This is a genomic window from Streptomyces sp. NPDC053665, assembly GCF_055585285.1.
Map to the genome: position 1 here is coordinate 629,169 of NZ_JBVJKK010000002.1, position 24,886 is coordinate 654,054.

The window sequence follows — 24,886 nt, forward strand, 5'->3', positions numbered from 1 at the left end:
TCCGCCAGCGGATCGAAAGTCAAGGCTGAGCAAGCGATCGCAGCCGCATGTTTTCACTTCTTGAACGCAAGACACTTCTCTCCAGCCTCTGAGCGCTCATCTGAGCGAAGTTTGCGCACATATGATTTCGCTCGATGAACGATCAAAGGGTGGCACTGAGTGCCACCCTTTGAGGAAGTGCAGTCGCCCATGATCCGCTCATCTGAGCGCAGCCCTTATCAAGGGTGGCGAGAATCACGCTGCCACAGCCGCCCGGATTTCACCATGCGGACGGGTCACCGGCCGGGGAACACCGTGGTCACGCCCCGGACACGCGCCGCCGCCCCTCGGCCCGCTCGCACTGCGCGCACGCCGGTGAGGGAGGGAGTTCCGGCCGGATTCCCGGCGATCACCGGGACCCCCGGTCCGGCAGGGGCGCGACGGTCGCCGCCGTGCACGCGCCGTCCCGCCGGAGGTTTGCCGGGTGTTTGCCGAGCCGTGGCCCGGCGGGCTGAACGCACCTGGTGGGCGTCCCGTACGCAACGGTGGCGGACCCGTTCCCCCACGCGGGTCCGCCACCTCGCCGCGTTCCGCACGGGAAGGACCTCCGGGTGCCTGTCTTCACACGCTTCCACGAGCCGCCCCAGCCGGGCGACGGCCCACCCGAGGACGCGGCCGGGACGGGGACCGGAGGCAGCGGGGAGGGCGGGGGCGACCCGGCCGGGGAGCCCGTCGCGGCCCGGGACGGGGGCGCGGTGCGCGGCACCCTCTCCCGGTCGCTCCCCGGGCACCTGGCGGCCCGCCTGCGCACCTGGCGCGCCCGGCACCCGGGGACCGCCCGCGCCCTGCACCTGGCCACGACCCTGCTGGCCGCGGCCCTCGTCCTCGGGGCGCTGCTGCTGCCGAACAGGCTCGCGGCGCTGCACGCGGGCAGCTTCGCGAGGATCCCCGTGGAGGCGGTCGCCGGGGCCGTCGTGGTGCTGGTGCTGCCGCCGCGGCCCCGGCTGGCCGCCGCGGTGCTGTACGGGCTGGGGCTGACCGTGCTGACCACGGTCAACCTCCTCGACATGGGGTTCAACGAGTACCTCGGCCGGGGCTTCAACGCCGCGCTCGACTGGGACCTGCTGCCGGACGCCCAGGGGTACGTCCGGGACACCTTCGGCGGGGGTGTGGCGACCGCGGCCGCCGTCGGGGCGGTGGTGCTCGTGCTGCTGGTCGCCGCTGTCCTGGTCGCGGCGGCGGTCCGGCTGTCCGGCGTGCTGGCCCGCCACCGGGCGCGGTCCACCAAGGGGGTCCTGCTCGCGGGCACCGCGTGGGTCGCGTGCGCCGCTCTCGGCCTGACGCTGCCGGGCGGCCCGATCGCCTCCGGACGCGGCGCCGGGGCCCTGCGGGTGCACGCCCAGCGCACGGTCGACTCGCTGCGGGACGAGGCCGCGTTCGCGAAGGAGGCCCGGGCCGACACCTTCGGCGACACCCCGCCGGGCGAGCTCCTGCCCGATCTGCGCGGCAAGGACGTGATCTTCACCTTCATCGAGAGCTACGGGCGCAGCGCCGTCGAGGACCCGGTCATGGCCCCCGGCGTCGACCGGACCCTGGACGCGAGCACCGCGGCGCTGCGCGAGGCCGGCTTCGCGGCGCGCAGCGGCTGGCTGACCTCGGCGACGTACGGCGGCAGCAGCTGGCTCGGTCACTCCACGGCCATGTCCGGCCTGTGGATCGACAACCAGCGCCGCTACCGCACGGTCACCGCGGGCGAGCACCTCACCCTCACCAAGGCGTTCCAGCGGACCGGGGCCTGGGACACGGTCGGCGTGATGCCGGGCGTGCAGAAGGGCTGGCCGGAGGAGAAGTGGTACGGCCTGGACCAGGTCTACGACGCGTTCGACCTGGGCTACCGGGGGCCGAAGTTCAGCTGGTCGACCATGCCGGACCAGTACGCCCTGGAGGCGTTCCAGCGGCGGGTGCACGGCAGGGAGCGGGACAAGCCGCTGATGTCCCTCGTCATCCTCACCTCCAGCCACCAGCCCTGGGCCCCGATCCCGAAGCTGGTCGGCTGGGACGAACTCGGCGACGGCTCGGTGTTCGACGCGATCCAGCGGGCCGGCAACAGGGCCTCGGACGTCATCACCGACACCGCCAGGTCCCGCGAGGAGTACGGCAGGTCCATCCAGTACTCCGTCACCAGCCTCACCCAATGGCTGGAGCGCTACGGCACCGACGACACCGTCCTGGTGTTCCTCGGCGACCACCAGCCCATCGCCCGGGTCAGCGGCGACCACGCCTCACGCGACGTACCGGTCTCGATCGTCGCCAAGGACCCGAAGGTCCTGGACAAGGTCGCCGACTGGCGCTGGACGGAAGGCCTCAGGCCCGCTCACGACGCACCGGTGTGGCGGATGGACTCCTTCCGCGACCGCTTCCTGAAGGCGTTCGGCTCCACACCGCACCCCTCGACGGGCTGATCAGCCGCCGGAGGTGTCGAGTTCGGCGTCCTCGCCGACGCCGGCGCAGTCGTAGGGGTCCTTCAGCCAGCCGTCCGGCAGCACCACGCGGTTGTTGCCGGACGTGCGGCCGCGGGGCCCGTCGGCGCCGGCGGGCCAGGGCTGGTCGAGGTCGAGTTCGTCCAGGCCGGAGCGCAGCTCCTCCAGGGACGAGGTGATCGCGAGACGCTTGCGCATCTCGGAGCCGACCGCGAAGCCCTTCAGGTACCAGGCGACGTGCTTGCGGAAGTCGACGACGCCCTTGGACTCGTCGCCGATCCACTCGCCGAGCAGGGTGGCGTGCCGGACCATGACGTCGGCGACCTCGCGCAGGGCGGGCCGGGCGATGTCCTCGGTGCGGCCCTCGAAGGCGGCCACGAGGTCGGCGAAGAGCCAGGGCCGGCCCAGGCAGCCGCGGCCGACGACCACGCCGTCGCAGCCGGTCTCGCGGACCATGCGCAGGGCGTCCTCGGCGGACCAGATGTCGCCGTTGCCCAGCACGGGGATCTCCGGCACGTGCTCCTTGAGCCGGGCGATGGCCTCCCAGTCGGCGGTGCCGCCGTAGTGCTGGGCGGCGGTGCGGCCGTGCAGCGCGATGGCGGTGACGCCCTCCTCGACGGCGATCCGGCCGGCGTCGAGGTAGGTGATGTGGTCGTCGTCGATGCCCTTGCGCATCTTCATCGTCACCGGCAGATCGCCGGCGCCGCTGACCGCCTCGCGCAGGATGGCGCGCAGCAGGTTCCGCTTGTACGGCAGGGCCGAGCCGCCGCCCTTGCGGGTGACCTTCGGCACGGGGCAGCCGAAGTTGAGGTCGATGTGGTCGGCGAGGTCCTCCTCCGCGATCATGCGGACGGCCTTGCCGACGGTCGCCGGGTCGACGCCGTAGAGCTGGATGGACCGGGGCCGCTCACTCGCGTCGAAGTGGACGAGCTGCATGGTCTTCTCGTTGCGCTCGACCAGGGCCCGGGTGGTGATCATCTCGCTGACGAACAGGCCCTTGCCCCCGCTGAACTCCCTGCACAGGGTGCGGAAGGGAGCGTTGGTGATGCCGGCCATCGGGGCCAGGACGACGGGGGGCCGGACGGTGTGCGGGCCGATCTGGAGGGGCGTGGACATTCCTCCATTGTGCCGTGCAATGAACGGGTAAAGTTCGTTAGTTAGGCACACTATCGAAATCGGCGTACGATGGACCCCATGCCCGAACCCGGTCCCCGCCGCCGCATGCTGGTGCTCGCGATCTGCTGCATGAGCCTGCTGATCGTGAGCCTCGACAACACGGTCCTGAACGTGGCCCTGCCGGCCATGCAGCGGGACCTGCACGCGAGCACCTCGGGCCTGCAGTGGACGATCGACGCGTACACCCTCGTCCTGGCCTCGCTGCTGATGCTCGCCGGTTCCACCGCCGACCGGATCGGCCGCAAGCGGGTCTTCATGGCGGGCCTGGTGGTCTTCACCCTCGGCTCGGTCCTGTGCTCCCTCGCACCGGACCTCGAGGCGCTGGTCGCGTTCCGGATGGTGCAGGCGGTGGGCGGCTCGATGCTCAACCCGGTGGCCATGTCGATCATCACCAACACGTTCACGGACCCGCGCGAGCGGGCCCGGGCGATCGGCGCCTGGGGTGCCGTCGTCGGCCTCTCGATGGCCGCCGGTCCCCTGGTCGGGGGCGTGCTGGTGGAGTCGGTGGGCTGGCGCTCGATCTTCTGGATCAACCTGCCGGTCGGACTGGCCGCCCTGCTGCTCACCCTGCGCTTCGTCCCCGAGTCCCGCGCGCCCCGGGCCCGCCGCCCCGACCCGGTCGGCCAGGTGCTGGTGATCGCGCTGTTCGGCTCTCTGACGTACGCGATCATCGAGGCGCCGAGCACGTCCTTCGCGTCCATCGCCCCGCTGGCCGTCGTGGCCCTGGCCGCGCTGACCGGCCTGCTGCTGTACGAGCCCCGCCGCGAGGAACCGCTGATCGACCTGCGGTTCTTCCGCTCGGCGCCGTTCAGCGGGGCGACGGTCGTCGCCGTCAGCGCCTTCGCGGCGCTCGGCGGGTTCCTGTTCCTGTCCACGCTGTACCTCCAGGGCGTACGCGGGCTGACGGCACTGGAGGCGGGCCTGTGGATGCTGCCGATGGCGGTGCCGACGTTCCTGTGCGCCCCGCTGTCGGGCCGCCTGGTCGGCACGCGCGGTCCTCGCCTGCCCCTGCTGATCGCGGGCGCGGCGATGACGGTGAGCGGGGTGCTGTTCGCCGCGTTCGAGGCGGAGACGTCGAACACCACGCTCTTCCTCGGCTACGTCCTGTTCGGCGTCGGCTTCGGCTTCGTCAACGCGCCCATCACCAACACGGCCGTGTCCGGCATGCCCCGCGCCCAGGCGGGCGTCGCGGCGGCCGTCGCCTCCACCAGCCGCCAGCTGGGGCAGACGCTGGGCGTGGCCGTGGTGGGCGCGGTGCTCGCGGCTGGCGTGGGGGCGTCCTCGTACCGCGCCGCGTTCGTCTCCGCCGCCCGGCCCGGCTGGTGGATCCTCGCGGCGTGCGGCTTCGCGGTGCTGACGCTGGGCGCGCTGACGACGGGCCGGTGGGCTCGGCGCAGCGCCGAACGGGCCGCGGAGCGGCTGCGGCCGGCGGAGGTGCGGGACGTGGTGGCGACAGCGGAGCGCGCCTGACACGGGCTGTTCGGCCCGGCTCCGGCGCCCGCGTCCGGAGCGGCGGGCGAATCCCCCGCGGCACGCCCGATGCGCGCCGCGTGGCCTGAGGGCGCGTCGCCGGGGTAGCAGTTCCGGTGCCGCGGAGGGACCGTGAGCAGCCGAGCGCGACACGGGGGGCGTCATGACGCAGACCGACACGGGCAGCGTCTGCCGGTGGGACCAGCACGGGCGGCGGCACGTGGTGCGCGTGCGGCGCACCGGCAGGCAGCGCACCCTCCGGTGCGACACCTGCGGCTGGCGCACCGCCGCCCCGTTGCTGCCCGGCCTGACGGCCGAGGAGCACCTGCTGGAGGCCCATCAGGCGACGGTGGACCCGACGGCCGGACCGAGGTCGGCGCGCCTTCCTACGCCGCGCGCCGCAGTCCCCGCACCAGCAGGTCGACGACGGCCGTGAAGTCGGCCTCGGCGCCCGGCTCCGTCCACTCCCGGGCGTGACCGGGGTCGTGGAAGCGGCCGGTGGCGTGGAAGACCGCGCGGGCGGCGGCTTCGGGGTCGGCGGCGGCGAAGGCCCCGGCGTCCACCCCGTCCCGCACGATGGCGGCCAACTGGGCGGTCAGGTCGGCGATGTGGTCGCCGACCGCCGTGCCGGCCTCGTCCGTGAGGACCGTGTAGGTGGCGAACAGCTCCGGGTCGTCGCCCGCCTTGCGGCGCTTGGCGGCGAACAGCGCGCCCAGCCAGTCCCGCAGCCGCGCCTCGGGATCGCGGTCCGCGGCGGCGATGCCGGACAGCTCGCGGGAGGTGCGGTCCAGCCAGCGCTTGGTGACCGCCTCGCGCAGCGCCGCCTTGGTACGGAAGTGCCGGTAGACACTGCCGTGGCTGACACCGAGCGCGCGGGCCACGTCCACCACGGTGGCCTTGGCCGGCCCGTGGCGGCGCAGCACCTCCTCCGTCGCTTCGAGGATGCGCTCGGCGGTCAGGGTCTCGCTGGTCGGTGCCATGCCCCCGACCGTACCCGGAGCCCGTTTCAGCTCTCGAGGTGCGCCATCTGGGCCGCCGGGTAGCGCTCGCCGGCGGCCGCCCCGGCCGGCACGGCCTCCTCGATCGCGGCGAGGTCGGCCTCGCCGAGGGCGATGTCCAGGGCGCCCAGGGCCTCGTCCAGCCGGTCGCGGCGGCGGGCGCCGACCAGCGGCACGATGTCCTCGCCGCGGGAGAGCACCCAGGCGATCGCGATCTGCGCGACGCTGACGCCCTTCTGCTCGGCGATCTTCCGCAGCGCGTCCACGAGGCGCAGGTTGTGCCGGAGGTTGTCCCCCTGGAAGCGGGGCGACATCGCGCGGAAGTCGCCCGGGCCCAGCTGCCGGTCGGCCGTGAAGTGACCGGAGATCAGCCCCCGGGAGAGCACCCCGTACGCCGTGACGCCGATGCCCAGTTCGCGTGTGGTGGGCAGGACCTGGGCCTCGATGCCGCGGGAGATCAGGGAGTACTCGATCTGGAGGTCGGAGATCGGTGCGGTGGCGGCGGCCCGGCGGATCGTGGCGGCGCCGACCTCGCTGAGGCCGACGTGCCGCACGTACCCCGCCTCGACCAGTTCCGCGATCGCGCCGACCGTCTCCTCGACCGGCACGTCGGAGTCCAGCCGGGCGAGGCGGTAGACGTCGATGTGGTCGACGCCGAGCCGCTGGAGGGAGTAGGCGGCGAAGTTCTTCACCGCGGCGGGCCGGCCGTCGTAGCCCGACCAGCTGCCGTCCGGGCCGCGCAGGGCGCCGAACTTGACGCTGACCAGGGCCTGTTCGCGCCGGGCGGCGGGGGCGGCGCGCAGGGCCTCGCCGATCAGCAGCTCGTTGTGGCCCATGCCGTAGAAGTCGCCGGTGTCGAGGAGGGTGACGCCCGCTTCGAGCGCCGCGTGGATCGTCGCGACGGACTCCGCCCGGTCCGCCTCGCCGTACAGGGCGGACATGCCCATGCAGCCGAGACCGAGGGCGGAGACCCGGGGGCCGGTGGTTCCGAGGGAACGCGTTCGCATCGTCATGCCCTCCACGATGGCATGACAGCTGACAGATTTCAATATCTGTCATTCGATACTTGTCAGCATCCCTCCGCCGGTGCTTGTCCTCGCCAGGTGCTTGTCCTCGCCGGCGCTTGTCCTCGCCAGGTGCTTGTCCTCGCCGGTGCTTGTCCGCGACGGCGCCCGTCCTCGCCGGCGCCGTCGCTCCGCTACCGGGCCGTCGTGGCGAGCTTCGCGCCCAGCGCCACGAACGACCCGGCGAAACCCCGGCGCAGCCATGCCATGACCCGCGGTCGGCCCAGCACCCGGCCGCGCACCGCCCCGGCCAGCAGCCCGTACGCGGCGAACACCAGGAAGGTGGCCAGCATGAACACCCCGCCGAGCCCGGCCATGCGGACCACCGCGCGGGGCTCCCCGGGGCTCACGAACTGCGGCAGGAACGCGAAGAAGAAGACCGTGAGCTTCGGGTTGAGGATGTTGATCAGCACGCCCCGCATGATCACCCGCCGTGCGGACGGGGGTGCGGCCTCGCCCTCCTCGACGGCGAGGGCGTCCCTGTCGCGCAGGGTGGCCCAGGCCATGTACAGCAGATAGGCGACGCCGGCGTACTTCAACACCTGGAAGGCGGTCGCGCCGGCGTGCAGCAGGGCGGCCACGCCCGTGACGGTGGCCAGCAGGTGGGGCACGATGCCGAGCGTGCAGCCCACGGCCGCGACGACACCGGCGCGCGGGCCGCGGGAGAGCGCCGCGGCAAGGGTGTAGAGGGCGCCGGTGCCCGGCGTGGCGACGACGATCAGGGTGGTCAGCAGGAAGGCGAGGCTCATGGCCCCACCCTCGCGCCGCGAATCTCACGGCAACAGGACCAATGGGCACCCCACTTGAGGGGCCAATCCGCACAACGCGACGGTGCCGGGCCCCCTCGGGAGGGACCCGGCACCGTCGTACGGGGAAGAGGCGTCAGCAGCCGACCAGGCGGGCCGCCAGGTAACCCTCGATCTGGTCGAGGGAGACGCGCTCCTGCTTCATCGAGTCGCGCTCGCGGACGGTGACCGCGTTGTCCTCGAGCGTGTCGAAGTCCACGGTCACGCAGAACGGCGTACCGATCTCGTCCTGGCGGCGGTAGCGGCGGCCGATGGCGCCGGCGTCGTCGAACTCGATGTTCCAGTTCTGCCGGAGCGCCTGGGCCAGGCCCTTGGCCTTCGGGGACAGCTCGGGGTTGCGGGACAGCGGCAGGACCGCGACCTTGACCGGCGCGAGGCGGTGGTCCAGGCGCAGCACGGTGCGCTTCTCCAGCTTGCCCTTGGCGTTGGGCGCCTCGTCCTCGACGTACGCGTCCAGCAGGAACGCCAGCATGGCGCGGCCGACACCGGCCGCGGGCTCGATGACGTAGGGGGTCCAGCGCTCGCCGGCCTCCTGGTCGAAGTACGTCAGGTCCTGGCCGGAGGCCTTGGAGTGGGCGCCCAGGTCGTAGTCCGTGCGGTTGGCCACGCCCTCCAGCTCACCCCACTCGCTGCCGCCGAACTGGAAGCGGTACTCGATGTCGGCGGTGCGCTTGGAGTAGTGGGAGAGCTTCTCCTTCGGGTGCTCGTACCACCGCATGTTCTCCTCGCGCAGGCCCAGGCCGGTGTACCAGTTCCAGCGCTGCTCCATCCAGTACTCCTGCCACTTCTCGTCCTCGCCCGGCTTGACGAAGAACTCCATCTCCATCTGCTCGAACTCGCGGGTGCGGAAGATGAAGTTGCCGGGCGTGATCTCGTTGCGGAAGGACTTGCCCATCTGGGCGATGCCGAACGGCGGCTTGCGGCGCGAAGTGGTCTGCACCTGCGAGAAGTTGGTGAAGATGCCCTGCGCGGTCTCGGGGCGCAGGTAGGCGACGGAGCCGGAGTCCTGCGTGGGGCCGAGGTGGGTGGACAGCAGGCCCGAGAACTGCTTGGGCTCGGTGAACTGGCCCTTGTTGCCGCAGTTGGGGCAGTTGACGTCGGCCAGGCCGTTCTCCGGCAGGCGCTTGTGCTTGGCCTCGTAGGCCTCCTCCAGGTGGTCCGCACGGAACCGCTTGTGGCAGGAGGTGCACTCGGTCAGCGGGTCCGTGAAGGTGGCGACGTGGCCGGAGGCGACCCAGACCTCGGGAGCCAGGATCACGGACGAGTCGATACCCACGACGTCCTCGCGGGACGTCACCATGTAGCGCCACCACTGGCGCTTGAGGTTCTCCTTGAGCTCGACACCGAGGGGGCCGTAGTCCCAAGCGGCGCGCTGACCGCCGTAGATCTCACTACAGGGGAATACGAAGCCACGGCGCTTGCTCAGGCTGACGATGGTGTCGATCTTGTCGGCGGCCACGGTGCTCTCTTCATTACGACGACGGGCGACGGAGCAGGTTGCTTCCAGCGAATGATTCAGGTTACCGGCGGGGGCGCCCCCTCAATCAAATCGCTCCCGCTCTGCGGACCTCAAGGCCCTGGCGAGGGCGTTTGTTGACAACGGTTTCCATATTTGTTGAAAATGACTGTCATGAACGTACGACGACGCCTCATACCCGCCGCCCTGGCCTCCGCTCTCGGCCTCGGCGCCCTCACCGCCTGCTCCAGCGACAGCGCGGCGACGGGCAACACGGACAAGTTCGACGTCGTCGCCTCCTTCTACCCGATGGCGTTCCTCGCCGAGCAGATCGGCGGCGACCACGCGCACGTCACCAGCCTGACCGAACCGGGCCAGGAGCCGCACGACCTGGAGATCAGCACCAGGCAGCGCGCCCAGCTCGAGGAGGCCGACGCGGCGCTCTACCTCAAGGGTCTTCAGCCGGCCGTCGACGAGGCCGTCGCCCAGACCGGCATCGAGACGAAGATCGACGCGGCCGGCCTCACCCACCTCGAGGACCACGGCACCGGCGGCCACAGCCACGAGGGCGAGGAGGGCCACGCCGAGGAGGGCCACTCCGAGGAAGCCCACGCCGAGGAGGACGAGCACGGCCGCGACCCGCACGTCTGGCTCGACCCGGTCAAGTACGCAGAGATCGCCAAGGGCGTCGGCAAGGCCTTCGAGAAGGCCGACCCCGACCACGCGGCCGACTACGAGAAGAACACCGCGGCCCTCGTCGAGAAGCTGAACGCCCTGGACACCGACTTCGAGGACGGCCTGAAGAACACCCGGAGCAAGGTCTTCTTCACCAACCACGCCGCCTTCGGCTACCTCGCCGAGCGCTACGGCCTCACCCAGGAGGCCATCTCCGGCGTCGACCCCGAGAGCGAGCCCAGCGCCGCCCGGGTCAGGGAGCTCCAGCAGGAGGCCAGGGCCGACGGCGTCACCACCGTCTTCTACGAGACACTGGTGTCCGACAAGACCGCGAAGACCCTCGCCCGCGACGCGAACCTGAAGACGGACGTCCTCGACCCACTGGAGGGCATCACCGACAGGTCCCGCGGCGACGACTACTTCCAGGTCATGGAATCCAACCTCAAGGCCCTGCAGAAGGCCCTGGGCGCCAAGTGATCGACCCATCGGAGGACGGCATGAGCGAGCCCGTCGTATCCCTGCGCGGGGTCCGCGCGGACCTGGGCTCACGCCCCGTGCTGCGCGGCATCGACCTCACCGTGCGCAGCGGCGAGGTGGTCGCGCTGCTCGGCGCGAACGGCTCGGGCAAGTCGACGGCCGTGCGCAGCATCATCGGCCAGGTGCAGACCGGCGCCGGCGAGATCCGGCTGTTCGGCACCGACCGCGCGCGCTTCCGCGACTGGCACCGCGTGGGCTACGTCCCGCAGCGCACCACGGCCGCGGGCGGCGTGCCCGCCACGGTGACCGAGGTGGTGTCCTCCGGCCGCCTGTCGCGGGCCCGCTTCGGCGTGCTGCGCAAGGCCGACCACGCGGCCGTACGGCGTGCCCTGGAGCTCGTCGGCATGGCCGACCGGGCCAAGGACCCCGTCGACGCCCTCTCCGGCGGCCAGCACCAGCGCGTCCTGATCGCCCGTGCCCTGGCCTCCGAGCCCGAACTGCTGATCATGGACGAGCCGATGGCCGGCGTCGACCTGGCCAGCCAGGAGGTCCTCGCGCACACGCTCACCGAGCAGGTCTCGCAGGGCACCACCGTGCTGCTCGTCCTGCACGAACTGGGCCCGCTGGAGCCCTTGATCGACCGGGCGGTCGTCCTGCGCGACGGCTGCGTCGTGCACGACGGGCCGCCCCCGAAGGCCGTCGGGCAGCACGCCCTGCCCGGCCACGACCACGTGCACCCGCACGCACCGGCGGGCGCCGAACCGATCCGCACGGGACTGCTGAGCTGATGGACTTCCTCGACTACGCCTTCATGCAGCGGGCCCTGCTCGCCGCCGTCCTGGTCGGCATCACCGCCCCCGCGGTCGGCATCTACCTGGTCCAGCGCCGCCAGGCCCTGATGGGCGACGGCATCGGGCACGTCGCGATGACCGGCGTCGGCCTCGGCTTCCTGCTCACCTGGTCCCCGGTGTGGATGGCGACCCTGGTCTCCGTCCTCGGCGCGGTCCTCATGGAGCTGATCCGCTGGTACGGCCGGACCCGCGGCGACATCGCCCTCGCGATGCTCTTCTACGGCGGCATGGCCGGCGGTGTGATGTTCATCAACCTCGCGCCGACGGGCTCCAACGCCAACCTGACGTCCTACCTGTTCGGTTCGCTGTCGACGGTGTCCGCGTCGGACGTGACGGCGATCTGCGTGCTGGCCGCCTTCGTCGTGCTGGTCACGCTGGGCCTGCGCCGGCAGCTCTTCGCGGTCAGCCAGGACGAGGAGTTCGCCCGGGTGACGGGCCTGCCGGTGCGCGTGCTGAACCTGCTGACCGCGGTCACCGCGGCCGTCACGGTGACGGTGGCGATGCGCGTGGTGGGCCTGCTGCTGGTGAGCGCGCTGATGGTGGTGCCCGTCGCGGCCGCGCAGCAGATCGCCCGCAGCTTCGCCGCGACCTTCGTGATCGCCGTGGCCATCGGGGTGAGCGTGACGATCGGCGGCACCGTCACCTCGTACTACCAGGACGTGCCGCCGGGGGCGACCATCGTGCTGCTGACCATCGGCGCGTTCGTGGTGCTGACGGCGCTGGCCACCCCGCTGGCACGCCGCCGCGCCCGGGCCCGGGCGGCCGCGCTCGGTGCGGCCGATCCCGCCGAGTGCGCGATCCCGGGCAGCCGTCAGGCGACCGACGAGGTCGGCGTCTGACCGCCCCCGCAACCGGGCTGGCACAATGGCCCGGGCAAGGCAGACGTGAGGAGGCAACGGTGACGACCGCTGGACCGTCCGTGAAGGGCCGCGCCACCAAGCAGCGGGCCGCCGTGGCGGCGGCCCTGCAGGAGGTCGACGAGTTCCGCAGCGCGCAGGAACTGCACGACATGCTCAAGCACAAGGGCGACTCGGTCGGGCTCACCACGGTCTACCGCACCCTGCAGTCCCTCGCCGACGCCGGCGAGGTCGACGTCCTGCGCACGGCCGACGGCGAGTCCGTCTACCGCCGCTGCTCCACCGACGACCATCACCACCACCTCGTGTGCCGCGGCTGCGGCAAGGCCGTGGAGGTGGAGGGCCCGGCCGTGGAGTCGTGGGCCGAGGCCATCGCCGCCGAGCACGGCTTCGTGAACGTGGCCCACACGGTGGAGATCTTCGGCACCTGCGCGGAGTGCGCGGCGGCCGCGAAGTAGGCAGCCGCGCCGCGACCGGAGACCGGAGACCTCAGGAACCCCGGGGACCCTCGGCGCTACCGGCCCGTGCCGGCAGTGCCGACGTGACCGCCGCGAGGAGCAGCACGGCTGCGGCGATGACGAGCAGCGCCCGCCCGGTGCCCAGCGGCACCAGCAGCAGCGTGCCCAGCACCCCACCGGCGAAGATGCCGCCGACCGTGGCCGTCCAGCGCGTGCGCGCCAGCCGCTGCTTCACCGGTACCCCGCGCAGCGCCGTCCGCGGGCGCCTCAGCACGTCGTTGACGAGCTCGGCGATCGCCGTCTGACTCAGCAGCGTCGGCATGCCCGGCACGTGCACGCGCAGCGCGGTGGAGGCCCGCACCCCCATGGCGAGGGCGACCAGCGCGATGACGGCGTGGTCCTGGCCGGCGTCGGCGGCGGCCTGCGTGCCGTGCCGCCACAGCGCCACCGCACCGGCGGCCACCAGCAGCACGGCCTCGCACACCAGCCCGGCCGGGAACCAGGCCCGCCCCCGGTCCGCCACCGCCTTGAGGGCGAGGGCGGCGAGGGCCGCTCCGGCGACGAACGCCCCGATGGCGGTGACGGGCCGCGCCACCGGGATGTCCCCGTCCCCGGCGAGGGCGAAGGACAGGAAGAGCACGTTGCCGGTGGCCAGGGCGCAGAAGACCTTCCCCATGGTCAGGAAGCTGACGGCGTCGACGGCCCCGGCCAGCACGGTGAGGACGGTCATGACGGCCACCCGCCGGGTGTCGCTCGCGAGAGCAGGTGAGGCATCGGGCATGCGGCCAGTGTGGACACCCGGGCCCGCCCCCGGCGGGACGCACGCCCCGGACACGCGGCCGCACGCACCACGCGGCCCAGGGGCGACGACCTGCGGCGGGCCGGGTGGGCCTAAGGCTGCCTGCCCTCCATGGCCAGCAGTTCCTCGTTCGGGATCGCCCCGCCGAAGCGCCGGTCCCGGGAGGCGAACTCCAGGCAGGCCCGCCACAGGTCACGCCGGTCGAAGTCGGGCCACAGCACGTCCTGGAAGACCATCTCGGCGTAGGCGCTCTGCCACAGCAGGTAGTTGGAGGTGCGCTGCTCGCCGCTGGGGCGCAGGAACAGGTCCACGTCCGGCATGTCCGGGTAGTACAGGTACTTGGCGAAGGTCTTCTCGGTGACCTTGGACGGGTCGAGCCGGCCGCTCCTGACGTCCTCGGCGAGCGCCTTGGCCGCGTCGGCGATCTCGGCCCGGCCGCCGTAGTTCATGCAGAAGTACAGGGTCAGCCGGTCGTTGTCCTTCGTCTGCTCCTGGGCGACCTGGAGCTCCTTGGCCACCGAGCGCCACAGCTTGGGCATCCGGCCCACCCAGCGCACCCGGATGCCGAGTTCGTCGAGCTGGTCGCGGGTCTTGCGGATGAAGTCCCGGTTGAAGTTCATCAGGAAGCGCACCTCGTCGGGCGACCGCTTCCAGTTCTCGGTGGAGAAGGCGTACAGGGAGATGGCGCCCACGCCCATCTCGATGGCGCCCTGCAGCACGTCCAGCACGCGTTCGGCACCCACCTTGTGCCCTTCGGTGCGGGGCAGGCCGCGGTCCTTGGCCCAGCGTCCGTTGCCGTCCATGACGATCGCCACATGCTGCGGCACGAGTTCCCCGAGCCTCGGGGGCCGCGCGCCGGACGGGTGCGGCTCCGGCGTCCTGTACTCGCGGCGCTGGCGTCCCAGGATCCCGCGTACGGCCATGTGTGTCTCGTCTCCTCGGCTTGCTTGCTTGTCACTTCTCGCTTGTTACTTCTCGACGTAGCGCAGCGAGCGCAGGCCGCGCTCCATGTGCCAGTGCAGGTAGGCGGACACCAGCCCGCTGCCCTCCCGGACGTGGCGCGCCTCGCACGCGTCCGCGGTCTCCCAGTCTCCCGTCAGCAGCGCGCCGAGGAGTTCCAGGGCCTGGGGCGAGGGTACGACGCTGCCGGGCACCCGGCAGTCCGCGCAGACGGATCCGCCCGAGGCGACCGAGAAGAAGCGGTTGGGTCCGGGCATCCCGCACCGCGCGCAGTCGCCGAAGGTCGGGGCGTACCCGTTGACGGCCAGGGAGCGCAGCAGGAAGGCGTCGAGGACCAGGTGCGGGGCGTGCTCGCCCCGGGCCAGGGTGCGCAGGGCGCCGACGAGCAGCAGGTACTGCTGCACGGCCGGCTCGCCCTCGTGGTCGGTGAACCGCTCGGCGGTCTCCAGCATGGCGGTGCCGGCGGTGTAGCGGGCGTAGTCGGTGACGATCCCGCCGCCGTAGGGCGCGATGGTCTCGCTCTGGGTGCACAGCGGCAGCCCGCGGCCGACCAGTTCGCTGCCCTTGGCGAAGAACTGCACGTCGACGTGGGAGAACGGTTCGAGGCGTGCGCCGAACTTGGACTTGGTCCGGCGCACGCCGCGCGCCACGGCCCGTACGCGCCCGTGACCGCGGGTGAGCAGCGTGATGATCCGGTCCGCCTCACCCAGCTTCTGGGTGCGCAGCACGATGCCGTCGTCGCGGAACAGACTCATGCGCCCATTCTCGCCTACGCGCGCACCCCCCGGGCCGTGAGGTGGGTCAAGGGACTTCGCCCCGGCTGCGCGCGTTGGCGTGGGCCGTCGCCGCGCTCAGCCGCTCGGCCGGGGTGGCGTGCCGGACGGCGCGGGGGTCGGCGTCCCACTCCCGGCCGCCTCCGTACGGCCTGAGCTGGACGTAGGGCCCCTCGTGCCCCATGACGATGCCGATGCGCTCGCTGCGGGTGTCCACGACGTGCGCGCCGACCGGGGGCCTCATCGCGGCACCGCCGTGGGCCGACGGACGCCGCACGAGGTGGTCCGGTCCCTCCCGGGGGCCGTTCCGGGGAGCGTCCAGGGCGCCTTCCGCGCGAAACCCACCGGGTCGGGGCCCCATGACGGCCGGCTGTTTCCGGCCCCGGCGAGTACGGCCCGCAATTCCTTCACCGCGTCCTCCGCTTCTGTGGCGCCGAGCGCCGCTGACCTGGCTTTACCGTGCTCCCCTCCCCCTCGCGTTTTCACTCTTCGCGTCCTCCCGGTGACGCTCAGCACCTATACTCGGTGACGGTCTGTGCCCTGCGCCCCGCACGCCGCCGCACAGGTCTCCGGCGCGGCGCCCCCCACCCCGGCCGGGGGGTAAACCCCCTGCGCGACAAGGGAGTTGGCCGCATCCTCGGCAGGGGTGATCCGGTGTCAGGCTCCCGGCATGAACAGGAAACAGCTCACGCGCATCGCCTCGTCGGCCGCGGCCTGTGCCGTCCTGCTCGGGCTCGCCGTCCCGTCGGCGTCGTCCGCCGCCCCGGCCCGATCCCGCTCCCTCACCTGGACCCCGTGCGAGGGGCCCGGCCTCCACCCCCGGCAGCAGTGCGCCACCGTCGCGGTCCCCATGGACCACTCCGATCCCGGTGGGCGGCAGATCGAGATCGCCGTCTCCCGGATCCCGAGCGAGAAGCCCTCCGCCCGGCGCGGGGTCCTGCTGCTCATCCCGGGCGGTCCCGGCGGGGACAGCCTGTCCGACCCGTCCGGCAAGGGCCAGAAGCTCCCGCAGAAGGTGCGCGACGCCTACGACCTGGTCGGATTCGCCCCGCGCGGCATGGCGCCCTCCACCGCCGTCGACTGCGGTCTCGACCGCGCCGACCTGGGGCCGACCAAGCTCCTGCCCTGGCCGGGCCCGGACGGGTCGCTCGACGAGAACATGGCCACGGCGCGGCGCACGGCCGGAGCCTGCGCCCGGGCCGGGGGCGACCTGATCCGGCACCTCGGCACCGCCGCCGAGGCCCGCGACCTGGACCGGGTCCGGGCCGCCCTCGGGGAGGAGCGGATCTCCGCCTGGGGCGTCTCCTACGGCACGTACGTCGGCGCCGTCTACAGCCAGTTGTTCCCCCACCGCACCGACCGCGTCGTCCTCGACAGCAACAACGACCCCGATCCCACCCGCGTCACCCGCGGCTGGCTCGCCGCCTTCGAGACGGGCGTCGAGGACAACTTCCCCGAGTTCGCCGCGTGGGCGTCCCGGCCGGGCAACCCGCTGCGGGTCGCCCGGACCCCCGCCCGGGTGCGCTCCGGCTTCCTGCGCCTCGCCGCACGCCTGGACCGCGCCCCCCTGCCCTGGCCCGGTGCCAACCCGCCCCGGCTGGACGGCAACGCCCTGCGCCAGACCATGCTGTCGAGCCTCTACGACCCGGACGACTACCCGGTGCTGGCCCGGGCGATCCTCGCCGCGCGCCGGGGCACCGTGCCGCCCGTGCCCGACACCCCTCCCGAGCCGGTGCTGCAGAACGTCACCGCGGTCGGGGTCGGGACGATCTGCAACGACGTCGACTGGCCGGACTCCGCCGCGGCGTACCGGAAGGGTGTCGACGAGAGCCGGGCGAGGCATCCGCTGACCGCGGGCATGCCGCGCGGGCCGATGGCGTGCGCGGCTTGGCCGTACGCGCCGAAGGAACCGGCCGTGCGGATCACCGGCCGCGGCCCCTCGAACATCCTGCTCGTGCAGAACGAGCGCGACGTCGCCACCCCGCTGGCCGGTGCCCTCCGGCTGCGCAGGGCCCTCGGGCAGCGGGCCGTGATGGTCACGGTGAACTCCACCGGCCACGACGCCTACCTGGCCAACGGCAACGCCTGCGGCGACCGGACGGTCTCCCGCTTCCTGGCCACGGGGAAGCGTCCCGCGGCCGATCTCTACTGCGGCTGACCCGGCCCGTGTCCGGTCCGGCGGGCCCCGGAGGGTTCGCCGAACCGGCGTGCGTAGCGCCGCTGCCAGGGCGTCTCCACCGCGTGGCGGTCGTAGTGGCGGCGGACGTACGCCACCGCCTGCGGGCCGGGGACGCCGTCCAGCACGGCGATGCAGGCCAGGGCCGTGCCCGTGCGTCCACGGCCGCCTGCGCAGGCGATCTCCACGCGTTCGCCCGCGGACCGCTGCCACGCCCGGGTCAGTGCGGTGCGGGCCGCCGCCCGGTCCGCCGGGAGGCGGAAGTCCGGCCAGCGGATCCAGTCCGCCTCCCAGGGGACCTCCGGTGGCGGTCCGCCCAGCAGGTACAGGCCGAAGGCGGGAGCGGGGGCGGCCGGATCGAGCGGGCGGCGCAGGCCCCGGCCACGGACCAGACGGCCGGAGGGCAGGCGCAGGACACCGGCGCCGCTCTCGTCCCACAGGTCGTCCGTCCCGTCCACGCCGCCCCTTCCGTCCCTCGCCCCTGTCGCTTCCCGCCGCTTCCCGCCGCTTCCCGCCGCTCCCGCTGGGACCATCCCAGCCCCACCGGCCGGGCCCGGCAAGCCGGTTCACCTACAGCCGAAGCGGAGGCGGACCTGCCACCATCGTGCCGGTGAGGACGGGCCGGCCCCGGACCCCGTCCACCGACGCGACCCGATGGAGGCCCCATGCCGAACGCCCCGTGGACCGGCGTCGTCCCGCCCGTCTGCACACCCCTGACACCGGACCGCGAGGTGGACGTCCCGTCGCTGCTCAGGCTGGTCGACCACCTGGTGGCCGCCGGGGTGCACGGGCTGTTCGTGCTCGGCTCGACCTCCGAGGCCGCCTACCTGACGGACGCCCAGCGGACCCTGGTCGTCCAGTCGGTCGCGGCGCACGTGGGCGGGCACGTGCCGGTGCTGGCCGGGGCGATCGACATGACGACGCCCCGTGTCCTCGGCCACGTCGCGGCGGTGACGGCGGCGGGGGCGCAGGCCGTCGTCGTCACGGCCCCGTTCTACGCCCGCACCCACCCGGCGGAGATCGCCCGCCACTACCGCGCGGTCGCGGCGGCGAGCCCGGTGCCCGTCCTCGCCTACGACATCCCCGTCGCCGTCCACACGAGGCTGCCGGCGGAGGTCATCCTGGAACTGGCCGCGGACGGCGTGCTCGCCGGGCTGAAGGACTCCAGCGGCGACCTGGCCGCCTTCCGCCGGGTCGTCACCGGGGTCCGGGACCACCGGCCGGCCTCCGGGTTCAGCGTGCTGACCGGCTCCGAGCTCCTGGTCGACGCGGCCCTGGCGATGGGCGCCGACGGGGCCGTGCCCGGCCTCGGCAACGTCGACCCGGACGGTTACGTGCGCCTGGACCGGCTGCACCGCGCCGGTGATCTCCCGGGGGCCCGGGCCGAACAGGAGCGCCTGTGCGCCCTGTTCGGTCTGGTGTCGGCGGGAGACCCCGCCCGCATGGGCCCGAACTCCTCGGCGATCGGCGCCTTCAAGGCCGCCCTGCACCTGCGGGGCGTCATCGACTGCCCCGTCACGGCGGAACCGCAGGTGCCGCTGTCGCCGGACGAGGTGGAGCGGGTCGCCCGGCACCTGCAAGCGGCCGGACTGCTCTGAGGCGCTCCTCCGCCCTCCCGCCACGAGCCCGGGAGCCCCGGGGGGCTCAGGAGCGCAAGGGCCGGAGGTCAGGACGTCAGGACGTCAGGACTTCGGGACGTCAGGACGGCGTGCGCGCGGCCGCCGCCAGCAGCCGGGTGACGTCGTCCGTGCACAGGGTCAGTGCCGCCCCGACGGTGGCCAGGACGTCCCGCTCGGCCGGGGTGTAGGGGCCGTCCGCCAGGGCGATGCGGGCGCCCTGGAGCAGGATGGACTCGCGGCCGACGGTGGCCAGGTGCGGGGCGAGCGGGTCGAGGGCCTCGTGGAGCTCTATGGCCAGTCCCGCGCCGCAGGGTTCGCCGGTGATGCGGCCGGTGTCCGCCTCCAGCGCCTCGACGAGGGCGGCCAGCTGCTCCTCCGTGCAGTCGTCGAAGCCGGCCGCGCGCACGGCGAGCACGGCGGCCTCCAGTGCCGAGCGGGAGGAGGCGCCCCCGGCGGCGAGCACCGCCAGGGCGACGGTGTGCACGGCGTCGCGGAGCATCGCGGAGAAGCGGGTGGTGGTCGGGTGGTCCAGGACGTCGGTGCCGAAGTGGCGGCGGCAGGCGGCGCACTCGACCACCGGTCCGGTCTCGCCGCGCGGCAGCACCGGCACACCGCACACGGCGAAGCGCCGTTGCCCGGTCAGCCGCTGGTAGTTGCGGTCACCGCCGCAGCCGGGGCAGAAGAACTCCCCGTCACCGGCGGCCGTCCACGCGGTACGGGTGCCCAGGATGCGGGCAAGCCCGGCGGCACGGCCGTTTCGTCCCCGTCCTGGCAGCACGTCGCACCTCCGTCACGCCGCGCGGCAACGTCGCCGCGCTTGCGTGATGTTAGCCACATCCGGGACGAGGAGTCAGCACCCCGGAGGAGACCTTTCCGTGACCCTCACAGCAATTGGCCGGTATGCGACGGGGCTCCGCCCGCCGGACCACGGCGGACGGAGCCCTCGAATCCCCTCCAGGGCTGGTCAGCGCGTCGTGCGGTTGACGGCCGAGACGACGGCCTTGAGCGAGGCGCGCGTCGTGTTCGCGTCGATTCCGATGCCCCACAGGACCTTGTCGCCGATCGCGCACTCGATGTAGGAGGCGGCCTGCGCGGAGGCGCCCTCGCTCATCGTGTGCTCCTGGTAGTCCAGCAGGCGTACGTCGATGCCGATGGACTGGAGCGCGTCGAAGAAGGCCGAGATCGGGCCGTTGCCGGTACCGGTCAGCACGGTGTCCCGGCCGTCGACGGTGGCTTCGACGGTGAGCGTGTCGACGCCGTCGCGGTCGGTGGTGGACTGCCCGTTCCTGACCTGGATGCGGCCCCAGGGGTTCTGCGGGTTCGGCAGGTACTCGTCCTGGAACACGGCCCAGATGTCCTTGGGCGTGACCTCGCCGCCCTCGGCGTCGGTCTTCGCCTGGATGATCTTCGAGAACTCGATCTGCATCCGGCGGGGCAGTTCCAGCTTGTGGTCGTTCTTCAGGACGTAGGCGATACCGCCCTTGCCGGACTGCGAGTTGACCCGGATGACCGCCTCGTAGGAGCGGCCGACGTCCTTGGGGTCGATCGGCAGGTACGGCACGGCCCACTCGATGTCGTCGACGGTGACGCCCTTGGCGGCCGCCTCGGCCTCCATCGCGTCGAAGCCCTTCTTGATGGCGTCCTGGTGGGAGCCGGAGAAGGACGTGTAGACCAGGTCGCCCACGTACGGGTGGCGCGGGTGGACCTCCATCTGGTTGCAGTACTCCCACGTACGGCGGATCTCGTCGATGTCGGAGAAGTCGATCTGCGGGTCGACGCCCTGGGAGAACAGGTTCATGCCCAGGGTGACCAGGTCGACGTTGCCGGTGCGCTCGCCCTGCCCGAACAGGCAGCCCTCGACGCGGTCGGCGCCGGCCATCAGCGCCAGCTCGGCGGCGGCGACGGCGGTGCCGCGGTCGTTGTGCGGGTGCACGGACAGGCAGACGTACTCGCGGCGGGAGAGGTTGCGGCCCATCCACTCGAAGCGGTCGGCGTGCGTGGAGGGCGTGGAGCGCTCGACGGTGGCGGGCAGGTTGAGGATGATCTCGCGGCCCGGTCCCGGCTGGTAGACGTCCATCACCGCCTCGCAGACCTCCAGCGCGAAGTCCAGCTCGGTGTCGGTGAAGATCTCCGGGCTGTACTGGTAGCCGAACTCGGTCTCCGGGCCCAGCAGCTTCTCGGCGTACTCCATGACCAGGCGCGTGCCGTCGACGGCGATCTGCTTGATGTCGTCCCGGGAGCCGCGGAAGACGACCCGGCGGAAGACGGGGGCGGTGGCGTTGTACAGGTGGACGGTGGCGCGTCGGGCGCCCTTCAGCGACTCCACCGTGCGCTCGATCAGGTCCTCGCGGGCCTGGGTCAGTACGGAGATGGTGACGTCGTCGGGGATGGCCCCGGGCTCCTCGATGATGGAGCGCACGAAGTCGAAGTCGGTCTGGCCGGACGCCGGGAAGCCGACCTCGATCTCCTTGTAGCCCATCTTCACCAGCAGGTCGAACATGGCGCGCTTGCGGGCGGGCGACATGGGGTCGATCAGGGCCTGGTTGCCGTCGCGCAGGTCGGTGGAGAGCCAGCGGGGGGCGGTGGTGACGCGCTGGTCCGGCCAGGTGCGGTCCGGGATGTCGACCTGCTCGTAGCGGCCGTACTTGTGGATCGGCAGGGAACTGGGCTGCTGGCGGTTCGCCATGATGCGGTGGCTCCTCAAGGGGTGTCCGGAAGGACGGCCGACGACGCAGCACCAAGCTCCGCGGGGAGGGAGTCGGCCTCGACTACAGGCCCTCGCCGCGGCAGCTAAGGAGAAGCAGCCCGAAACGCATGATGCGCAGCATGCTAGCCGAGCCCTCTCCGGCGCGCGGGGTCGTATCAGTATGCGGGACCGGACGCCCATACGGGACAAAAAGTGCGCCATACCACTCCGCTACAGCGCGTGAGGAACGGTGTCCGGCATTTCCCTCATCATGGTGGCGAGTAGTGACAGTTCGGTCACGCAGTGCGAAGGTGCCGGACATGACGACGCACGGGGGCTTCGAGCCCGTCTTCTGCACCATCGTGCCGCCCCACGTCCTCGACCGGCTCGCCCAGGCCGAGGACCCCGCTCTCGCCGGTCCCGCCCGCCGCACCCTGCAACGCGACGCCTTCGAGCGCACCCAGCGCCGGCTGACCACGGTCCTCGGCGCCGCGGCCGTCCCCTCCGCCGCCGAGGGCCGGCCGCGGCGCACGATCCACGACGCACGGCACGGCACCGACCTGCCCGGCCACCGGGTCCGCGGCGAGGGCGACGAGCCGGGCGGGGACGCCACCGTCAACCGCGCCTACGCGGGCCTCGGCGCCACCTTCGAGCTGTTCCTGAACGCCTACCGCCGGGACTCCATCGACGGCGACGGCCTGCCCCTGGACGCGACCGTGCACTACGACCGCGACTACAACAACGCCTTCTGGAACGGCGAGCAGATGGTCTTCGGCGACGGGGACGGGGAGATCTTCCTCGACTTCACGCTCCCGGTCGACGTGATCGGCCACGAACTCGCGCACGGCGTCACGCAGTACACGGCCAACCTCACCTACTTCGGGCAGCCGGGCGCGCTCAACGAGTCCCTCTCGGACGTCTTCGGCGCGCTGATCAAGCAGTACACGCTCGGCCAGACCGCCGCCGAGGCCGACTGGCTGATCGGCGCGGGCCTGCTCGCCCCGCGGGTGACGGGCACGGCCCTGCGCTCCATGAAGGCACCCGGCACCGCCTACGACGACGACGCGCTGGGCAAGGACCCGCAGCCGGCGACGATGGACGACTTCGTGCGCACCGGACGGGACAACGGCGGTGTCCACATCAACTCGGGCATCCCCAACCACGCCTTCTACCTCGCGGCCACGGCCCTGGGCGGCCACGCCTGGGAACGGGCGGGGCAGATCTGGTACGACGTGCTGACCGGCGGAGAGCTGAAGCAGCAGGCGCTGTTCGCGGACTTCGCCGCGCTCACCGTCGCGGCCGCCCGGGCGCGGTACGGGGACGGGGAGGAGCTGGACGCGGTGTCGAAGGCGTGGGAGAGGGTCGGGGTGCGGACACCGTAGTTCCGTACTAGACAGGTGCCATGCGGATTCAGGTGAGGCGCACGGGCGGGTTCGCAGGCATCGAGCGGTACGCCGAGGTCGAGACCTCGGGCCGCTCCGACGCCGGCGAGTGGCACGCCCTGGCCGAGCAGGCCGTCGCCGCGGGCCGGAGCACACCGCCGGTCGGCGTCCCCGACGGGTTCAGCTACCAGATCTCCGTCGACGGCAGGACGGTCTACGCGGCCGACCCGCGGCTGACGGACGAGCAGCGCAGACTGATCTCGCGCGTACTGAAGGAAGGGGCGTGACGGGGGCGGGGGCGTGACGGGCAGCGGGGCCGACGGCCCGTTCCCACGCGGCCGTTGACTTCCGTTACCGACGGTACGGATGATCCAGCGCATGGCGACTGACGCAGGCAAGGCGATCCCCCGCTTCCCGGCCGGCTTCCTCTGGGGCGTGTCGACCTCGGCGCACCAGATCGAGGGCGCGGCCGGGCTGCGCGAACCCTCCGTGTGGGACGCCTTCACGGCCGGGCCGGGGCGGGTGAAGGACGGTTCGACGGCCGAGGTGGCCTGCGACCACGTCCACCGGTACCGCGAGGACGTGGCGCTCCTGGCGGACCTCGGCGTGGACGCGTACCGCTTCTCGGTGTCCTGGCCGCGGGTGCGCTCGGCCCGGGGCCTGGACTTCTACGACCGGCTGGTGGACGAGCTGTGCGCGGCGGGCGTCCGGCCGGTGCCCACGCTCTTCCACTGGGACCTGCCGGCGGACCTGGACTGGCTGGAGCGGGACACGGCCGCGCGCTTCGCCGCGTACGTGGAGCGGGTGGCGGGCCGGCTCGGTGACCGCGTGACCAAGTGGATCACGCTGAACGAGCCCGCGGAGCACACCCTGCTGGGCCACGCGCTGGGCGTGCACGCGCCCGGCAGGCGGCTGCTGTTCGACGCGCTGCCGGTCGCCCACCACCAGCTGCTGGCCCACGGGCTGGGGGTGCGGGCCCTGCGGGCCGCCGGCGCCACGGACATCGGGATCGCCAACTCGCACGGGCCGACCTGGCCGGCCTCCGCCGCGACGGCGGACCGGGAGGCCGCCTACTTCTACGACCTGCTGCTGAACCGCCTGTTCGCGGACCCGCTGCTGCTGGGCCGCTACCCGGACGGCATCGGCGACCTGATGCCCGGCGACGTGGCCGCCGATCTGGAGGTGATCTCCGAGCCCCTCGACTGGTACGGGATCAACTACTACGCCCCGACCAGGGTGGGGGCGCCGCAGGGGACGGAGATCGAGTTCGGCGGGGTCACCATGCCCGCGGAACTGCCCTTCTCGGTACGGCGGATCGAGGGCCGGCCGGTCACCGACTTCGGCTGGCCGGTGGTGCCCGAGGGCCTCACGGAACTGCTCACGACGTTCCGCGACCGCTACGGCGACCGCCTCCCGCCCGTGGTCATCACCGAGAACGGGTGCTCCTACGCCGGTCTCGACGACCAGGACCGGATCGCCTACCTGGACGGCCATGTGCGGGCGCTGCACGCGGCGCTGGAGGCGGGCGTGGACGTGCGCGGCTACTTCGTGTGGTCCCTGCTGGACAACTTCGAGTGGGCGGAGGGCTACGCACGCCGCTTCGGCCTGGTCCACGTCGACTTCGCCACCCAGGAGCGCACACCGAAGTCCTCGTACCACTGGTACCGGGACATGCTGAAGGATCGGACAAAAGACCGGACGAAAGACCGGACGAAAGGCCGGACGGTGAAGGACTGATGCGTAT

Annotated in this window: 23 protein-coding genes; 11 read left to right on the forward strand and 12 right to left on the reverse strand. The window is 72.6% G+C overall.

Annotation, left to right across the window (positions count from 1 at the left end; all coding sequences use genetic code 11):
- Nucleotides 1-590: 590 nt before the first annotated feature.
- On the forward strand, nucleotides 591-2,441 hold the full coding sequence (locus tag ACZ6ZN_RS10390; protein ID WP_451877163.1) for an alkaline phosphatase family protein: 1,851 nt from the start codon (nucleotides 591-593) through the stop codon (nucleotides 2,439-2,441).
- Here the strand turns inward: ACZ6ZN_RS10390 and dusB are convergent, their stop codons facing one another.
- On the reverse strand, nucleotides 2,442-3,575 hold the full coding sequence (gene dusB, locus ACZ6ZN_RS10395; RefSeq protein WP_398111464.1) for a tRNA dihydrouridine synthase DusB: 1,134 nt from the start codon (nucleotides 3,573-3,575) through the stop codon (nucleotides 2,442-2,444).
- Between the two features lie 78 nt (nucleotides 3,576-3,653).
- Here dusB and ACZ6ZN_RS10400 point away from each other — a divergent pair, with 78 nt between their 5' ends.
- Nucleotides 3,654-5,105: an MFS transporter gene (locus ACZ6ZN_RS10400; RefSeq protein WP_469644898.1), complete on the forward strand. Its 1,452-nt coding sequence runs from the start codon at nucleotides 3,654-3,656 to the stop codon at nucleotides 5,103-5,105.
- A 386-nt stretch (nucleotides 5,106-5,491) separates the two neighbouring features.
- Here ACZ6ZN_RS10400 and ACZ6ZN_RS10405 read toward each other — a convergent pair whose 3' ends face one another.
- From ACZ6ZN_RS10405 to ACZ6ZN_RS10420, 4 genes are all read right to left on the reverse strand, one after another.
- A complete protein-coding gene (locus ACZ6ZN_RS10405; protein WP_451877166.1) occupies nucleotides 5,492-6,085 on the reverse strand; it encodes a TetR/AcrR family transcriptional regulator in 594 nt (197 codons plus the stop codon).
- Nucleotides 6,086-6,111: 26 nt separating this feature from the next.
- Nucleotides 6,112-7,116 carry an aldo/keto reductase gene (locus tag ACZ6ZN_RS10410; protein ID WP_469644902.1) on the reverse strand — a complete coding sequence of 335 codons (1,005 nt, stop codon included), beginning with the start codon at nucleotides 7,114-7,116 and terminating at the stop codon, nucleotides 6,112-6,114.
- A gap of 185 nt (nucleotides 7,117-7,301) precedes the next feature.
- The gene (locus ACZ6ZN_RS10415) at nucleotides 7,302-7,916 is read right to left on the reverse strand and encodes a LysE family translocator (RefSeq protein WP_469644905.1); all 615 of its coding nucleotides are present in this window, start codon (nucleotides 7,914-7,916) and stop codon (nucleotides 7,302-7,304) included.
- A gap of 133 nt (nucleotides 7,917-8,049) precedes the next feature.
- A complete protein-coding gene (locus ACZ6ZN_RS10420) occupies nucleotides 8,050-9,432 on the reverse strand; it encodes a glycine--tRNA ligase (protein WP_363118706.1) in 1,383 nt (460 codons plus the stop codon).
- A gap of 171 nt (nucleotides 9,433-9,603) precedes the next feature.
- Here ACZ6ZN_RS10420 and ACZ6ZN_RS10425 point away from each other — a divergent pair, with 171 nt between their 5' ends.
- Genes ACZ6ZN_RS10425 through ACZ6ZN_RS10440 form a run of 4 tightly spaced genes read left to right on the forward strand, consistent with a single transcriptional unit; the run spans nucleotide 9,604 to nucleotide 12,747 of the window.
- Nucleotides 9,604-10,581, forward strand: coding sequence for a metal ABC transporter substrate-binding protein (locus ACZ6ZN_RS10425; protein ID WP_451877169.1), 978 nt, complete (start codon nucleotides 9,604-9,606; stop codon nucleotides 10,579-10,581).
- Between the two features lie 20 nt (nucleotides 10,582-10,601).
- Nucleotides 10,602-11,369 carry a metal ABC transporter ATP-binding protein gene (locus ACZ6ZN_RS10430; RefSeq protein ID WP_398111470.1) on the forward strand — a complete coding sequence of 256 codons (768 nt, stop codon included), beginning with the start codon at nucleotides 10,602-10,604 and terminating at the stop codon, nucleotides 11,367-11,369.
- On the forward strand, nucleotides 11,369-12,271 hold the full coding sequence (locus tag ACZ6ZN_RS10435) for a metal ABC transporter permease (RefSeq protein WP_398111471.1): 903 nt from the start codon (nucleotides 11,369-11,371) through the stop codon (nucleotides 12,269-12,271). The genes ACZ6ZN_RS10430 and ACZ6ZN_RS10435 overlap by 1 nt, the downstream gene beginning before the upstream one ends.
- Nucleotides 12,272-12,330: 59 nt before the next feature.
- On the forward strand, nucleotides 12,331-12,747 hold the full coding sequence (locus tag ACZ6ZN_RS10440) for a Fur family transcriptional regulator (RefSeq protein ID WP_398111472.1): 417 nt from the start codon (nucleotides 12,331-12,333) through the stop codon (nucleotides 12,745-12,747).
- A 31-nt stretch (nucleotides 12,748-12,778) separates the two neighbouring features.
- Here ACZ6ZN_RS10440 and ACZ6ZN_RS10445 read toward each other — a convergent pair whose 3' ends face one another.
- The 4 genes from ACZ6ZN_RS10445 to ACZ6ZN_RS10460 all read right to left on the reverse strand — a co-directional run bounded on the left by ACZ6ZN_RS10445 (nucleotide 12,779) and on the right by ACZ6ZN_RS10460 (nucleotide 15,523).
- Nucleotides 12,779-13,528 (reverse strand): YoaK family protein, encoded by a 750-nt coding sequence (locus tag ACZ6ZN_RS10445; RefSeq protein WP_469644910.1) that lies wholly within the window; start codon nucleotides 13,526-13,528, stop codon nucleotides 12,779-12,781.
- Between the two features lie 110 nt (nucleotides 13,529-13,638).
- Nucleotides 13,639-14,469 (reverse strand): isoprenyl transferase, encoded by an 831-nt coding sequence (locus ACZ6ZN_RS10450; protein ID WP_398110422.1) that lies wholly within the window; start codon nucleotides 14,467-14,469, stop codon nucleotides 13,639-13,641.
- A gap of 45 nt (nucleotides 14,470-14,514) precedes the next feature.
- Nucleotides 14,515-15,261, reverse strand: coding sequence for a DNA repair protein RecO (gene recO, locus ACZ6ZN_RS10455; protein ID WP_451877170.1), 747 nt, complete (start codon nucleotides 15,259-15,261; stop codon nucleotides 14,515-14,517).
- A gap of 46 nt (nucleotides 15,262-15,307) precedes the next feature.
- A complete protein-coding gene (locus ACZ6ZN_RS10460; RefSeq protein WP_451877171.1) occupies nucleotides 15,308-15,523 on the reverse strand; it encodes a hypothetical protein in 216 nt (71 codons plus the stop codon).
- Between the two features lie 426 nt (nucleotides 15,524-15,949).
- On the opposite strand from ACZ6ZN_RS10460, the gene ACZ6ZN_RS10465 reads away from it, so the two are divergent.
- Complete coding sequence (locus ACZ6ZN_RS10465; protein ID WP_469644912.1) at nucleotides 15,950-17,437, forward strand: alpha/beta hydrolase; 1,488 nt, start codon at nucleotides 15,950-15,952, stop codon at nucleotides 17,435-17,437.
- On the opposite strand, the gene ACZ6ZN_RS10470 is transcribed toward ACZ6ZN_RS10465, so the two are convergent.
- Complete coding sequence (locus ACZ6ZN_RS10470; RefSeq protein ID WP_469644915.1) at nucleotides 17,425-17,913, reverse strand: protein-tyrosine phosphatase family protein; 489 nt, start codon at nucleotides 17,911-17,913, stop codon at nucleotides 17,425-17,427. The genes ACZ6ZN_RS10465 and ACZ6ZN_RS10470 overlap by 13 nt on opposite strands.
- Nucleotides 17,914-18,120: 207 nt before the next feature.
- Between ACZ6ZN_RS10470 and ACZ6ZN_RS10475 the strand changes: the two genes are divergently transcribed.
- Nucleotides 18,121-19,053 (forward strand): dihydrodipicolinate synthase family protein, encoded by a 933-nt coding sequence (locus tag ACZ6ZN_RS10475; protein ID WP_469644917.1) that lies wholly within the window; start codon nucleotides 18,121-18,123, stop codon nucleotides 19,051-19,053.
- A 100-nt stretch (nucleotides 19,054-19,153) separates the two neighbouring features.
- On the opposite strand, the gene ACZ6ZN_RS10480 is transcribed toward ACZ6ZN_RS10475, so the two are convergent.
- Nucleotides 19,154-19,852: a TerB family tellurite resistance protein gene (locus ACZ6ZN_RS10480; RefSeq protein WP_398110416.1), complete on the reverse strand. Its 699-nt coding sequence runs from the start codon at nucleotides 19,850-19,852 to the stop codon at nucleotides 19,154-19,156.
- Nucleotides 19,853-20,038: 186 nt separating this feature from the next.
- Nucleotides 20,039-21,760 carry a 2-isopropylmalate synthase gene (gene leuA / locus ACZ6ZN_RS10485; RefSeq protein ID WP_469644921.1) on the reverse strand — a complete coding sequence of 574 codons (1,722 nt, stop codon included), beginning with the start codon at nucleotides 21,758-21,760 and terminating at the stop codon, nucleotides 20,039-20,041.
- Nucleotides 21,761-22,080: 320 nt separating this feature from the next.
- Between leuA and ACZ6ZN_RS10490 the strand changes: the two genes are divergently transcribed.
- From ACZ6ZN_RS10490 to ACZ6ZN_RS10500, 3 genes are all read left to right on the forward strand, one after another.
- A complete protein-coding gene (locus tag ACZ6ZN_RS10490; protein ID WP_469644924.1) occupies nucleotides 22,081-23,142 on the forward strand; it encodes a M4 family metallopeptidase in 1,062 nt (353 codons plus the stop codon).
- A gap of 20 nt (nucleotides 23,143-23,162) precedes the next feature.
- Nucleotides 23,163-23,429 carry a protealysin inhibitor emfourin gene (locus ACZ6ZN_RS10495; protein ID WP_451877177.1) on the forward strand — a complete coding sequence of 89 codons (267 nt, stop codon included), beginning with the start codon at nucleotides 23,163-23,165 and terminating at the stop codon, nucleotides 23,427-23,429.
- A gap of 91 nt (nucleotides 23,430-23,520) precedes the next feature.
- A complete protein-coding gene (locus ACZ6ZN_RS10500; RefSeq protein WP_469644927.1) occupies nucleotides 23,521-24,879 on the forward strand; it encodes a GH1 family beta-glucosidase in 1,359 nt (452 codons plus the stop codon).
- The last annotated feature ends 7 nt before the right edge of the window (nucleotides 24,880-24,886 follow it).